Source organism: Geothrix sp. SG200, from assembly GCF_022808935.1.
GTDB lineage: Bacteria > Acidobacteriota > Holophagae > Holophagales > Holophagaceae > Geothrix > Geothrix alkalitolerans.
In genome coordinates this window covers 957,040-970,596 of sequence record NZ_JAKZFR010000001.1, presented here as the reverse complement: position 1 = coordinate 970,596, position 13,557 = coordinate 957,040, and the positions used below count along the sequence as shown (strand labels likewise).

13 protein-coding genes are annotated in these 13,557 nt (G+C 69.4%); all 13 read left to right on the top strand.

All coding sequences use genetic code 11. From position 1 onward, the window contains the following. The first annotated feature begins 17 nt into the window (after window positions 1-17). The 13 genes from ML539_RS04255 (at window position 18) to hisF (ending at window position 13,557) form a co-directional block, all read left to right on the top strand. Entirely contained in the window at window positions 18-1,349 is a 1,332-nt protein-coding gene (locus tag ML539_RS04255) for a PhoH family protein (RefSeq protein WP_243320966.1), read from the top strand. Window positions 1,350-1,358: 9 nt separating this feature from the next. Then, window positions 1,359-1,913, top strand: a complete 555-nt coding sequence (locus ML539_RS04250; protein ID WP_243320963.1) for a hypothetical protein — start codon at window positions 1,359-1,361, stop codon at window positions 1,911-1,913. 45 nt (window positions 1,914-1,958) lie between these two features. Continuing rightward, window positions 1,959-3,158, top strand: coding sequence for a tyrosine--tRNA ligase (tyrS, locus tag ML539_RS04245; RefSeq protein WP_243320962.1), 1,200 nt, complete (start codon window positions 1,959-1,961; stop codon window positions 3,156-3,158). Further along, the gene (locus ML539_RS04240; protein WP_243320960.1) at window positions 3,155-4,819 is read left to right on the top strand and encodes a DUF4388 domain-containing protein; all 1,665 of its coding nucleotides are present in this window, start codon (window positions 3,155-3,157) and stop codon (window positions 4,817-4,819) included. The genes tyrS and ML539_RS04240 overlap by 4 nt, the downstream gene beginning before the upstream one ends. A gap of 138 nt (window positions 4,820-4,957) precedes the next feature. Further along, window positions 4,958-5,803, top strand: a complete 846-nt coding sequence (locus ML539_RS04235; RefSeq protein ID WP_243320958.1) for an SPOR domain-containing protein — start codon at window positions 4,958-4,960, stop codon at window positions 5,801-5,803. Between the two features lie 112 nt (window positions 5,804-5,915). Further along, on the top strand, window positions 5,916-6,572 hold the full coding sequence (locus ML539_RS04230) for an IspD/TarI family cytidylyltransferase (RefSeq protein WP_243320956.1): 657 nt from the start codon (window positions 5,916-5,918) through the stop codon (window positions 6,570-6,572). Between the two features lie 117 nt (window positions 6,573-6,689). Further along, a complete protein-coding gene (lpxC, locus tag ML539_RS04225; RefSeq protein ID WP_243320954.1) occupies window positions 6,690-7,610 on the top strand; it encodes a UDP-3-O-acyl-N-acetylglucosamine deacetylase in 921 nt (306 codons plus the stop codon). Between the two features lie 123 nt (window positions 7,611-7,733). Further along, complete coding sequence (gene hisD / locus ML539_RS04220; RefSeq protein ID WP_243320952.1) at window positions 7,734-9,035, top strand: histidinol dehydrogenase; 1,302 nt, start codon at window positions 7,734-7,736, stop codon at window positions 9,033-9,035. A gap of 83 nt (window positions 9,036-9,118) precedes the next feature. After that, window positions 9,119-10,894: an aminotransferase class I/II-fold pyridoxal phosphate-dependent enzyme gene (locus ML539_RS04215; RefSeq protein ID WP_243320949.1), complete on the top strand. Its 1,776-nt coding sequence runs from the start codon at window positions 9,119-9,121 to the stop codon at window positions 10,892-10,894. Continuing rightward, entirely contained in the window at window positions 10,891-11,475 is a 585-nt protein-coding gene (hisB, locus tag ML539_RS04210) for an imidazoleglycerol-phosphate dehydratase HisB (protein ID WP_243320947.1), read from the top strand. The genes ML539_RS04215 and hisB overlap by 4 nt, the downstream gene beginning before the upstream one ends. Next, on the top strand, window positions 11,472-12,101 hold the full coding sequence (hisH, locus tag ML539_RS04205; RefSeq protein ID WP_243320945.1) for an imidazole glycerol phosphate synthase subunit HisH: 630 nt from the start codon (window positions 11,472-11,474) through the stop codon (window positions 12,099-12,101). Before hisB ends, hisH begins: the two co-directional genes overlap by 4 nt. Then, window positions 12,092-12,805, top strand: coding sequence for a 1-(5-phosphoribosyl)-5-[(5-phosphoribosylamino)methylideneamino] imidazole-4-carboxamide isomerase (locus tag ML539_RS04200; RefSeq protein WP_243320942.1), 714 nt, complete (start codon window positions 12,092-12,094; stop codon window positions 12,803-12,805). Before hisH ends, ML539_RS04200 begins: the two co-directional genes overlap by 10 nt. After that, window positions 12,805-13,557 carry an imidazole glycerol phosphate synthase subunit HisF gene (gene hisF / locus ML539_RS04195; protein ID WP_243320940.1) on the top strand — a complete coding sequence of 251 codons (753 nt, stop codon included), beginning with the start codon at window positions 12,805-12,807 and terminating at the stop codon, window positions 13,555-13,557. The genes ML539_RS04200 and hisF overlap by 1 nt, the downstream gene beginning before the upstream one ends.

The window sequence follows — 13,557 nt, the reverse complement described above, 5'->3', positions numbered from 1 at the left end:
CAGCCCTGGAGGTCTCTTTGGTCCCACCATCCAGCAAGAAAGTCTTCGTCCTGGATACGAACGTCCTCCTGCACGATCCGAACTCGATCCTCCACTTCCAGGAACACGATGTGGTGCTGCCCATCGTCGTCATCGAGGAGATCGACCACTTCAAGAAAGACCAGACCGAGATCGGCCGCAACGCGCGGACGATCTCCCGCATGCTGGACAAGCTCAGGGCCAGTGGCAGCCTCAGCCGCGGCGTGGCCCTGGGCGATGGCGGATCCCTGAAGGTGGATGTGGAGAGCCACCCCCTGGATCTCGGCATCCTCCGCGAGGACAAGCACAAGGCCGACAACCAGATCCTGGCCTGCGCCAAACAGCTTCTCGGCACGTCCAAGGAGAAGGTGGTCCTCGTCACCAAGGACACGAACCTCCGCATCAAGGCCGACGCCATCGGCATCCTGGCCGAGGACTACACCACGGACCGGGTGGAGATGGATGAGCTCTACTCAGGCCACAAAAGCTGGGAGGTGGATCCGGCCCAGGTGGACCTCCTCTACGACGGCGGCCTCCCGCCCGACCCCGAGCTGCACCTCCAACCCAACCAGTTCGTCACCTTGATGGACCGCTCCAACCCCAGCCACACAGCGCTGGCCCGCTTCATGGCCGGCGAGGCCCTTCTCCGGCCCATGCGCCGCATCGAGGCCTATCCCTGGGGGATCAAGCCCCGCAACCGCGAGCAGCAGTTTGCCATGGAGCTCCTGCTGGACCCCACGGTCCAGGTGGTCACCCTGGTGGGCAAGGCCGGCACCGGCAAGACCCTGCTGGCCATCGCCGCAGGCCTGCAGCAGGTGGTGGATGACGAGGCCTACGACAAGATCCTGGTCAGCCGCCCCGTCATGCCCATGGGACGCGACCTGGGCTATCTGCCCGGGGACGTGGGCGAGAAGCTGCGGCCCTACATGCAGCCCATCTACGACAACCTCGAATTCATCGTGGCCGCCAACACCGAGGCCCGGCGCCGCAGCACCATGACCGCCGGCCAGCTGGAGGAGGCGGGCTACCTCAGCGTCGAGCCTCTCACCTACATTCGGGGCCGCAGCATCCCCAAGCAGTACCTCGTGGTCGACGAGGCCCAGAATCTCACGCCGCACGAAGTGAAGACGATCCTCACGCGCGCGGGAGAAGGCACCAAGGTGATCTTCACGGGCGACCCGTACCAGATCGACAATCCCTACGTGGATTCCAGCACCAACGGTCTCAGCTTCCTCGCGGACCACTTCAAGCATCTCGATGTATCCGGCCACGTCACCCTGATGAAGGGTGAGCGCAGCAAGCTGGCAGAATTGGCGAGCAACCTGCTCTAGGAGCCCCATATGGCAGATTCCTCCTGGGACAACGGCGGGCACGGCGTCCCCCTCAAACCGGGCCTGCCCCTCTGGGCGAAGGTCGCCATGGGCTGCGGCATCGCCTTCCTGGTGGCCCTCGTGACCTGCGTGGGCGGCGTCGCCTATGTGGTCAACAAGGCCAAGAAGGATCCCGAAGGCTTCAAACAGAGGGCCATGAGCGCCGTGGCAGACCGGCTTCGTCCCGACTGGGAGGACTTTCGCGCCGTGGTGGAGCAGCTCCGGACACCAGAAGGCTGCCAGGCCTTGTACCGTGCAAATCCTGGACTCTCGAAGACCTGGCCCACCGAGTCCGAATTCCTGGATGCCTCTTCCAGGTGGCACAAGGAGATCCTCCCGGCCCCAGCCGAGCTGACCTTTGACCTCATGGAGCATGGCGGCCTGCAGATCAACCACACCTTCGGGAGTCAGGTCAAGGTGGGCTGGAGTCCCAAGGGAGGCCGGTCCGTCTACGTCACCTTCGAGCGCACTCGGAAGGCGGGCGACCGGGGTCCGCGCCTGGTCGCTGAGCTCGATGTCCGCTGACTGATCTGGATTGAGGATCTGCGGGTTTTCCGCCAAGATTCAAGCATGACCGCCGCTTTCGGATCCGTATCTGACGCCCTCGCCCTGCTCATGAAGGGCACCGTGACCTGCCACAAGGTGGAACAGCTGGAAGCGAAGCTGAAGGAGGGGCGGCCCCTGCGGATCAAGGCGGGCTTCGATCCCACGGCGCCAGACCTGCACCTGGGACACGGCGTGCTCATCCGCAAGATGGCCCAGTTCCAGAAGCTGGGCCACGAAGTGACTTTCCTCATCGGGGACTTCACCGGCCTCATCGGCGACCCCACCGGCAAGAAGGCCACGCGCCCGCCCCTGTCCCGCGAGGAGGTGCTGGCCAACGCGGAGACCTACAAGGCCCAGGTCTTCAAGATCCTCGATCCCGAAAAGACCAAGGTGCGCTTCAACAGTGAGTGGCTTGGCCCCCTGCACGGCGAGCAGTGGATCCGCCTGGCCTCGCGGTTCACCGTGGCGCAGATGCTGGAACGCAATGATTTCGCCAAGCGCATGGAGGCCCGTGAGCCCATCTCGCTTCACGAGCTGCTCTACCCCCTCACCCAGGCCTACGATTCCGTGGCCCTCCAGGCGGATGTCGAGCTGGGCGGCAATGATCAGCTCTTCAACCTCATGCAGGGCCGCATCCTCCAGGAGGCGTCGGGCCAGAAGCCCCAGGTGGTGCTCACGGTCCCCCTGCTGCTGGGCCTGGACGGCGTGGAGAAGATGTCGAAGTCCCTCGGCAACTACATCGGCTTCATGGAGGACCCGGACACGCAGTTCGGCAAGGCCATGAGCGCCAGCGACGGCCTCATGTGGGACTGGTACCTGCTGCTCACGGACAAACTCCCCGCCGAGATCGAGGTCCTCCGCCAGGGCCACCCCATGGACGCCAAGAAGGCGCTGGCCAGGCAGATCGTGTCCGATTTCCACGGCGCCGCCGCAGGCCGCGAAGCCGAGGAGCGCTGGGTGCGCCGGTTCTCCGAGCGCAGCCAGGAGGAGGCTCCCGAGGTCGCCATGCCCCCCACGGATGGCGAGGTCCCCCTCAGCCGCCTGCTGGTGGACCGCGGCTTGGCCGCCAGCCGCAAGGAGGCCGAGCGCCTCATCGGCCAGGGCGCCGTCAGCCTGGACGGCCAGAAGGCCGGGGATCCAGCCCTGCGGCTGGCGCTGCGTTCCGGCCAGTCCCTCCTGGTGAAGGTGGGCAAGCTCAAGCTCGAGCGCTGGATGATCTCATGAGCCTTCCGGCCCTCAAGGACCTCTTCGCCCGGCATCGGACAGGAGCCACCGGCCTGTGGCGCCTGGGCCTGGAACCCAACCGGATCGTCTATTTTGAAGCCGGGAACGTGGTGTTCGCCGCCAGCAGCCACCCCCAGGACCGCCTGACCCACCTGCTGGTGGAACGCGGCAAGCTCACCCAGGTCCAGCTCGACTACGCCATGGCCAACCTCAATCCGACCATGTCCATCGGGCGGAACCTCATTGAAATGGGGTTCATCACCCAGCGGGACCTGCTGGACGTGGCCCGGGCCCAGGTGGAGCGGGTGGTCTGGGCGGTCATGGCGGAAACCCTGGAGCGTCCGACCTTCGAGGCCAAGGCTCTGGATGCCTCCACGGTCCGTCTCCCCTTCGATACCCCGGGCATGCTGTTGGCGGGCGTGCTGAACCTCCAGGACCGCGAGCCCCTGCTGGCGGAACTTGGCCCCCTGGACCAGGTGGTGGCCCTGGAGGTCCCGAGCCTTCCCGAGCTCAACCTCCCCCCCGACCTGGTCCGTCTCCCCGATCTCCTGGGCGGCAAGCGAACCCTCCTGGACTTGAGCCGCGAGGCCGGGGTCGAACCCTTCCGCCTGGGGGCTTTCGCGCTGTACCTGAGGGAGATGGGCTGGGCCCGCCTGCAGATGGCGCCGCCGTCCCCCGAAGCTCCCCGGATCCCCGAACCGGAGCCGATCCTGATCGCGCCGCCTGTGGCGCCCCCCGCGGCATTGCCGGTTCCGCCGCCTTCTCCGGCCGTCCCCTCCCTGATCCAGGCCATCGAAGCCAGCCAGGTCCCCACCACGAACCTGGAGCACCTCTCCGAAGCCCTGGACCAGCTGGGCCCGGAGGACGAATGGGAGGAGGCCGGCCAGGGTGGCCTCCAGCCGCCGCTCTCGCAGGAACGCTCCCTGCCCATCCATCAGACCGCCGCGGGCAGCACGGAACCTCCTGATTTCGAATCACTTGAAGCTAGGAAGACCTCCCGACGCCCCCTCTACCTGTTCGGGATTCTTCTGGTGGTCGCGGGTCTGTGGGGCGGTCTGCGGTGGTACCAACGAAACCCTATCATTCTTCCGAAACTGGCCCAGTCTTCCCCGCTGAACCCTCCCGCGCCGGCACCGAAACCGGAGCAGCCCATCTCCGAGGCCACCCCGGGGGCCGAGGTGAAATCAGCGCCCAAGCCTGAGGCCCAACCCGCCCCGAACTCCGACGCGAAACCGGTTTCCGAACCGGCCCGGGCGGCCAAGCTGATTCCCCCGGCCCAGCCGAAGGTCGCTCCCAAGCCCTCGGTTTCCTCCCAGACTGAGCGCCTGAAGGCCATCCAGGCGGGCAACTGGAAGCTGGCCCACAGCCAGGGCCTGGCCCTGTGCGCCGCCAGCCACGGCAAGTGGTCCCTGCGCCTGGAAATCGCGTGCCAGGGCGATACGATCCAGCGCGCGGCCAGTCTCCTGAGGAGTCAGAATCCGGATCTCTTCCTCCTGCCCATGACCATGCGGAACGGACGCACCTGCCATCAGATCTTCCTCGGCACCTATGAATCGGAGGCCGCCGCTCTGGCAGCCGCTCGGCGGCTTCCGCCCCCCTTCCTGGCCGAGGGGAACCGTCCAAAGCCGTTCAAGGTGGACCAGATCCCCAGCCGGCAATAGGCATAAGCAGCGGTTTCGTTGCACATATTCCTATTCCAATTTGCAGTCCTTTACAAAAGGGCTAGGCTTCGCCATACTTTATATGTATACGAACTGGTCCATTAAACGTGACCTGTTGATCTTTGTTTGTGGAGCCCGATGCTGTCACCCTTCCATCCCACCAATTGGAGCAAGGCCTGTGCGCTCTGGATCCACGAGATCCACATCGCCTTCGACCCTCCGACGCCGGTGGACCCAGGCAAAGGCGGGTTTCTCAGAGTCATGCGCTGGAGCACCCCTCGGGTGGCCACCCTGGTCGCCCTCAGCTTCACCCTCCACTGCACCCGTCCCCCGGCGACCTACGCCTCCCCCTCCGCCGGTTCCCGCGATGGCGCCCGGCCTGCGGATGGCCAGGCCTACGTGGAGGAGGGTGTGGCCAGCTGGTATGGCGGGGATGACGATGGATTCGCTGGCCGGCAGACGGCCAGCGGGGAAATATTCGATCCCGAGCAGTACACCTGCGCCCACCGGACCCTTCCCCTGGGCAGCTTCGTGGAAGTCGAGAACCTGGAGAACCGGAAGCGTGCGGTCTTCCGGGTGAACGATCGCGGCCCCTTCATCAAGGGAAGGGTATTGGACCTCTCCAAGCAGGGCGCCAAGGACCTGGGGTTCCTGGGCCGTGGGACCGCCCGCATCCGCCTGCGGTCTGTGGATGCCATGGGCCTTCCCACGGCGCTGGATCCGGCCGTCGACCATGCGGACCCCTTTGTGGTCCAGGTGGCAGCACTTTCGGATCCCAAGAATATCGAGTCACTTACACGTGAACTTGAAAACACCTTCGGCGTCGTGACGCTCCAGAGCGCCACCACCCGCGGCGGCGTGGCCGTGAAGCGGGTCCGGGTGGGCAGCTATACCAGTCGCCAGGACGCGGAGCAGGCGGCCGAACGACTCGCCAAGCTCATGAAGGACCGCGGTGTCGAACCCTTCATCACCCGTCAGCGCTGACATGGTCCTGGGGGAACCGCCTGCTCGCTCCGCTCGCGATGTCCCCCCTGGGGCCCCTCACGTGGCGCCCGGGCCAAGCGCGCTCGCCACGCCTGATCACCTCCACCCCTACTTGATCATCCCGGCCGGGGGGCGGGGCCTGCGCATGGGCGGCGGCCTGCCCAAGCAGTTCCGCGATTGGGGCGGCCGCCCCCTGCTCCAGGCCACCGTGGAAGCCTTCCTGGCCCCCGGCATGCCCCACCTTGCAGGTATCGCCTTGGCCGTGCCTGAAAGCCACCTGGAGGAGACCCGCTCCTGGTCCTTCAGCGTGCCCTGCTGGGTGGTGCCGGGTGGCGACACCCGGCAGGCCTCCGTGTGGGCCGCCCTCCGGGCCCTGCCCGACCAGCCCCTCGCCCCGGTCATGATCCACGACGCCGTCCGGCCCTTCCCTCCGGCGGCTCCGTTATGGGAGGCCCTGGACGCGCTGAACCAGTTCGACGGCGTCCTGCTCGGCGAACCTTCCACCGACACGCTCAAGCGGGTGGACGAGAACGGTCGGGTGCTCGGCACCGAACCCCGGGAGGCCTTCTTTCGGGCCCAGACCCCTCAGATCGCGCGCCTGGGCACCTGGCTCAACGCCTTCCGCGCCGCCGACGCCTCGGGCTTCAATGCCACGGATGACGTCGCCCTCCTCGAGCGACTGGGCCTGGCGGTGAAGCTGATCCCCAGCCCCAGCTCCAACCTGAAGCTCACCACCCCCGAGGACTGGGAGCGCACTCGGCCAGGCTGACCACGGTGTGTGGTGGATGGACCCACATCCATCCCTTTTTCATAACAAGTCAAATCATGAAATGATTTGACTTGTATAACGGCACAGAAATGGCTTGTCAGTCTGCGAGGACGAACCATGCCCCGCAGCACCACACCCCAGACCCTGAGCCGCGAGATCACCCTCTCGGGCCATGGCCTGCATGGCAACCGGCCCTGCTCGGTGCGCCTGGTGCCCGTGGCCGAGCCTACGGGAATCCTGTTCGTCCACACGCCCACCGGCACCGCGATCCCCGCCAAGGCGGATCTGGCTGGCGATCTGGTGCTGGCCACCACCCTGGTGAAGGATGGCGTGCGCCTCCAGACCATCGAGCACCTGCTGTCGGCGCTCATGGGCCTGGAAGTGGAGCACCTCCGCATCGAGGTGGACGCCGAGGAGCTTCCCATTCTCGATGGCAGCGCCGCCCCCTGGGTGGAGGCGATCCTGCAGGCGGGCGTGAAGGCCCTGGAAGGCCGCCGCCGCTTCATGAAGATCACCCAGCCCATCGAAGTCCGGAACGGCGACCGCTGGATCCGGGCCCTCCCCTACGATGGCCTGCGCCTGCGCTACGTCATCGACTTCCCCATCCCCGCCCTGGGCCGCCAGAGCCGCGAACTGAGCCTCACCCCCGACAAGTACCGCCGGGAGCTGGGCTCCGCCCGCACGTTCTGCCTGGCACAGGAGATCGACTTGATGCGCGCCCGCGGCTTGGCGCTGGGCGGCAGCCTCGACAACGCCGTGGTCTTCGGCGCCGATGGCCCCCTGAACGAGTCCCTGCGCTACGAGGACGAAGCAGTCCGCCATAAGATGCTGGACCTGGTGGGCGACCTGGCGCTGCTCGGCGCGCCCCTGCTGGGCCTCGTGGAGGCCCATGCCGCCGGCCATGCCCTGCATGTCGCCTTGGCCCAGGCCATCCTCGCGACCCCCAGCTGCTGGGAGTGGACCGAGGAAACCGAGCCCGCCAGCGTGCGCTTCTTCTTCCAACCCGCAGGGCTCACCGCCGCGGCGCAGCCTGCCTGAACCGATTTCCGGTTGCGGCCCACGACAGGGACCTGTCAGCCTGTTCCCTTCACCCGAGAGGTGCATAGGTGTTACTTCATCTCCTTCAGTGACCTGACGAACCGGGCGGAATCGCCTGGGCAGGTGAGCGACTGGGTGGCCGCGCTGGCGCGGAACGGGGAGATGGAAGAGGACACGCGGAAGGCCGTCAAGGCCATCCTGGCGGACGTGTGCCGGGATGGCCTGAAGGCCGTGCTCGACTGGACGTTGCGTCTTGATGGCGTGGCCCTCGATCCCGCCGCTCTGCGCATTCCCGAAGCGGCCCTCCAGGCCGCCCGTGCGGACCTGGACCGCCGCCAGCCGGACCTCATGGCCGCCCTGCGGGAGATGATCGCCAACGTGCGCCGGTTCGCGGAGGGCCAGCGCGGCTGCCTGCGCGACCTGGAGCTGACCCTGCCCGGGGGCGGCACCGTAGGCGAGCGCTGGTGCCCCCTGAAGACCGCGGGCGTCTACATCCCCGGCGGGCGGGCCTTCTATCCGTCCACCCTTGCCATGACCGTCATCCCCGCCCAGGTGGCCGGCGTGGGCCGCATCGTGGGCGTGACGCCGCCCAAACCCCAGCCCACCCTGCCCCAGCCCTCGCAACCTAGGACCTGGGGCGTGGACCCCCTGGTGCTGGCCTGTGCGGCCGAGCTGGGCCTCACGGAGCTCTACCCCTTCGGCGGCGCGCAGGCCCTGGCCTGGCTGGCCTTCGGCGAACCCGCCGTGGACCTCATTGCCGGCCCCGGCAATCGCTTCGTGGCCGAGGCCAAGCGCCAGCTCATCGGCACCTGCGGCATCGACGCTCTGGCCGGTCCCACGGAGCTGCTGGTGATCGCGGACGGCAGCGCCGATCCCGCCTGGCTCGCCGAGGACCTCATGGCCCAGGCCGAGCACGACCCTGACGCCGCTGCCGTGCTGGTGAGCGCCGACCGCGCCCTGCTCAAGGCCGTGGAGGCCGAGCTCCAGGCCCGTGTGGAGGCCTCGCCCCGCCGCGCCATCCTCGAGCAGAGCCTGGGCGTCCACGGGCGGCTGGTCTGCGCCGAGCGCGACCTGGCCATCGCCCTGGCCCAGGCCTGGGCGCCCGAGCACCTCGAGCTCTGCGTCCGCGATCCGGAAGCGTGGCTGCCCTCGCTCACCACCGCCGGAGCCGTCTTCATCGGCAGCGCCAGCGCCGAGGCCTTCGGCGACTACGGCGCAGGCCCCAACCACGTGCTGCCCACGGACCGCAGCGCCCGCTACACCAGCCCCCTGGGCGTGGCCACCTTCCTCAAGCGCCAGAGCCTGCTGCGGCTCTCCACAACCGACGCGGCCGCGATGGCCCCCTGGGTCGAGAAGCTCGCCGAGGCCGAGGGCCTCACCCACCACGGCCGCAGCGCCGGCCTGCGCGGCCATCACCACCCCTAGGGAGCGCCTCCTCGCCGAGCGCTCCGTTCTGCTTCTTCTCACCTGGAAGCCTGGTTTCCTCCTACCCTCATCCCGAGTCGCCCATGTCCTTCCTCCGACCTGACCTCGCCGACCTGCCCGCCTACCGGCGGCCTCCCGAGCCGCCCACGGGCCTCCGCCTGCACATGAACGAGGCCGGGTCCGATTGGCCGGCCGAGGCCCGCGAGGCGCTGCTGGCGCGGCTCCAGTCCATGCCTTTCAACCTCTACCCCGAGCGCCAGGAGGAGCTCACCGAGCGCCTGCGGAGGCGCGTGGGCGCGCCCGAGGGCGGCCTGCTCCTGGGTCCCTCCAGCGGGGCCCTGCTCGACCACGTGGCCATGGCGGGCCTGAGCTTCGGCGACACGGTGGCCATCCCGGATCCGGGTTTCAGCCTCTATCCCATGCTGGTGCGCCGGAACGGCGGCCAGGTGCGCAAGGTGCCCCAGGGCGCGGGCTTTCCGCTGGAGCCCTGGTTCGAAGCGCTCGACTGCCGCCAGATCTGGCTGACCCTGCCCAACAACCCCACCGGCGCCTGGGTGTCTCCGACGGAACTGGAACCTCTGCTGGCCGCCGCCGCAGCCCGTCCAGTGCCGCCACTGGTGGTGATGGACGAGGCCTACGCCGAGTTTGCCCCGGCCACCCACCGCCTGGCCGTGGACCGCTATCCGAACGTGGTGCTGTTGCGCACCTTCAGCAAGGCACTGGCCTCCGCCTCCTGGCGCCTGGGCTACCTCCTGGGCGATCCTGCCCTGGTGTCCAAGCTGGCCACGCTACAGCTGCCCTACTCCATCCCCGCCGCCAGCCTGGAGGCCCTGGACGTGGCCCTGGACTTCGCGCCGGCCTTCGAGCCCGCCGTGCGGGCCCTGCCGGAGCGGCGCGACCGACTGGCGACGTCCCTGGCGACAACCCTGCCCGCGCACCGCGTCGCCCCCAGCGCCGGCAACTTCCTCCACGTGACGCCGGATCCTTCGGACACGCTGGAAGCCGAGGGCATCAAGGTGCGCCGCCTGCCCGGCACCGGTGCCGCGCGGCTCACCATCGGGACGGAGGCGGACACGGCCCGCGTGGCCGCGACCCTGGGCGCGGCGCTGCCGAAGCCTGCGCCGCGGTCCCGCCGCCGCCTGCTGGTGCTGGACATCGACGGCGTCCTCATCGACGCCGACCGCAGCTTCCTGGAGGCCGTGGCCCGGGCCCTGGCGGAGCTGCGGCCGTCCCTGCCCTGGTCCGATGGGGACTACCGCGCCTTCAAGCGCCTGGGCGGCTACAACAACGACTTCCGTCTCGCGGCCGGCGCCCTGGCCCTGGCCGAGGTGCATGGCGACGTGGACCTCCAGCCCGTGATCGAAGCGGCGGACCGCCGCGGCTTCCCGGAGCTCGACGCGCGGACGGAAGCCCTGGAGCCCGCGGCGCAGGTCGTGGTGCAGAAGCACTACGCGGACACCATCCGCCTGGAGCGCCCCCTGGTGGACCTCGCCGAGCTGCAGGCCACGGGCTGGGAGCTGGCGGTGCTCACCGGGCGGCCGCCCGAAGAGCTGGACTTGGCCTGGAAGGTGCTGGGCTTCTCGCTGCCCGCCGTCTGCGACGCCGCGCCCCACCTGCGCAAGCCCGAGCCTGCGGGCCTGCTCCAGCTGGCGGACGCCTACCGGGCGGAGGAAGTCGTCTTCGCCGGGGATACCGTCGACGACGCGCGCTGCCTGAGGGCGGCCGCGAGACTGAAACCCGAGGTGGCCTGGCGCTTCGCGGCCGTGGGCCCCGATCGGGCCCGCTTTGCCGCGGCAGCAGATGTCCAATCCGAGACCCTGCGCGACCTGCTGCCCACGCTGACCCAGGAGAAGCCATGAGAACTGCCACCCTGACCCGCGCCACCACCGAGACACGGGTGAAGCTGAGCCTCTCCCTGGATGGAGGTGAGGCCCGCATCCGCACGGGCCTGGGCTACTTCGACCACATGCTGATGCAGCTGGCGAGGCACGGCGGCTTCGGCCTCGAGGTGGAGGCCACCGGCGACCTGCCCGTGGACAGCCATCACCTGGTGGAGGACGTGGGCCTCTGCCTGGGGGATGCCCTGAAGTCCGCCCTGGGCGATCGGGCCGGCCTGGCCCGCTTCGCCCACGCCTACGTGCCGCTCGACGAGGCCCTGGCCCGCGTGGTCGTGGACCTCTCGGGCCGGCCCTGGTGCGAATTCCACGCGGACTTGCCGCCGGTCGTCCTCGGCGACGGCTTCCAGGTGGAGATGGTGCGTGAGTTCTTCATCGCCTTGGCCATGCGCGGCGGCCTCGCCGTCCACGCGGACCTCATCCGCGGCGTCAACACGCACCACAAGGTCGAGGCTCTCTTTAAGGCCCTGGCCAAGGCCCTTCACCAGGCCACCCGCCTCGAAGGCGCGGAGGTGCCCTCCACCAAGGGGACCCTGTCCGCATGAGCACCCTCACCCTCATCGACTACGACGCGGGGAACCTCGCCTCCCTGGAGGGGGCCCTGGAGCGCCTGGGCTTCAGCTACGTCCGGGCGGCCTCGCCTGATCAGGCCGCGGCGTCCGGTCCCGTCGTGCTGCCCGGCGTGGGCCACTTCGAGACGGCCCAGCGCTCCCTCCGCGAGCGGGGCTGGTGGTCCGAGCTGCCGGGCCTGGTGGCCGGCGGCCGCCCCCTGCTGGGCATCTGCCTGGGCCTCCAGCTGCTGGCCGAAGGCAGCGAGGAGGCCCCCGGCATCCCAGGGCTCGGCCTCATCCCCGGCCTGGTGCGGCGCCTGGGCCCCGGCGTGAAAGTCCCGAACATGGGCTGGTGCCAGGCGCGCCAGGCCCGCCCCCACCCGGCCCTTCCAGACGCCTCCGGCGCCTGGCTGTACTTCGTGCACAGCTATGCCCTGGAGCCCACGGACGACACCCTGCTCGTCGCCGAGCACGGCCGCCCCTTCGCGGCGGCCGAGGCCCGGGGCAGCGTGATGGGCTTCCAGCCCCACCCCGAGAAGTCCGGGCCCGACGGCCTGCGGCTGCTCCGCGCGGCGCTCACCTGGATGGGCGCTGCCGCTCCGGAGGCCCCATGCAGCTGATCCCGAGCCTGGACCTGATGGAGGGCCGCCTCGTGAGGCTGCGGCATGGCGACCGCAGCCAGGCCACTTTCTACGGCTTCACGCCCGAAGCCTGGGTGGAGCGCCTCGTCGCCGCGGGCGCCCGCCGCATTCACCTCGTGGACCTGGACGGAGCCTTCGGCGAGCCCCGCCAGGGCGCCTTCACCGCCTTCCCCGCCCGCTACCCCCAGGTCCGCTTCCAGCTGGGCGGCGGCCTGCGCGACCGTGCCGCCATCGAGGCGGTGCTGGCCCTTGGCTTCGACGCCGTGGTGGGCACGCTGGCGGTGGAACAGCCCTCTGCCCTGCGGGGCCTCCCGGGCGACCGCATCGTGGCCGCCCTGGACCTCAAGGGCCAGCGCATCGTCACCCGGGGCTGGCAGGCCCCCAGTGCCTGCGAGTCCACGGACGTCTTCGAGGCCCTGCTCACCCTGGGCTTCGACCGGGCCCTCGTCACCGATGTCAGCCGCGACGGCACCCTCGAGGGGCCGGGCCTGGAGGCCGCCGCCTGGGTCGCCCGGGAAGGCTTCCGTGTGCAGGCCTCCGGCGGCGTGAAGGACCTCTCGGACCTGCCTGCGTTGGCCGCGCTGCCGGGCGTGGTGGGGGCCATCAGCGGCAAGGCGCTCATGGAGGGCCACATTCCCCTGGAGGATCCGCACACCCGCGCCGCCCTGGAAGGAGGCGCCTGATGCCCGCCAAGCGCGTCATCCCCTGCCTCGACGTGAAGAACGGCCGCGTGGTGAAGGGCATCCAGTTCAAGCAGCTCCGCGACCTGGGACATCCAGCGGAGCTGGCCCGGCGCTACGACCAGGAGGGCGCGGACGAATTGGTCTTCCTCGACATCGCCGCCTCCCTGGAGAACCGCGGCACGCGGGAAGCCTGGGTCCGCGACGTGGCGCGGGAGCTGAGCATCCCCTTCACCGTGGGCGGTGGCGTCTCCAGCGTGGACGACGCCCGAAGCCTGCTGCGCGCCGGCGCCGACAAGGTGGCCGTGAACACGGCCGCCGCCCTGCGCCCGGAGCTCGTGGCCGAGCTCGCGGACGCCTTCGGAAGCCAGTGCGTGGTGGCCGCCGTGGACGTCAAGCGCGACGCCGACCTGGGCTGGCGCGTCTACCTCAAGGGCGGCACCGCGCCCACGGAGCTGGCGGCCGTGGAATGGCTCTGGGAGCTCAACGACCTCGGCGCGGGCGAGATCCTGCTCACCTCCATGGACCGGGACGGCACCGGCGACGGCTTCGACCTGCCGCTGCTGGACCTGGCCTCAGAGCTGCCCATCCCCCTCATCGCCTCCGGCGGCGCCGGCCAGGAGGTCCACTTCCTGGAGGCCCTGGAGCACGGCGCCGACGCCGTACTGGCCGCCACGCTCTTCCACGAGGGCATCCTGCCCATCCCCCGCCTCAAGGCCTACCTCGCCCAGCAGGGCCTCTCCATCCGGATCTGA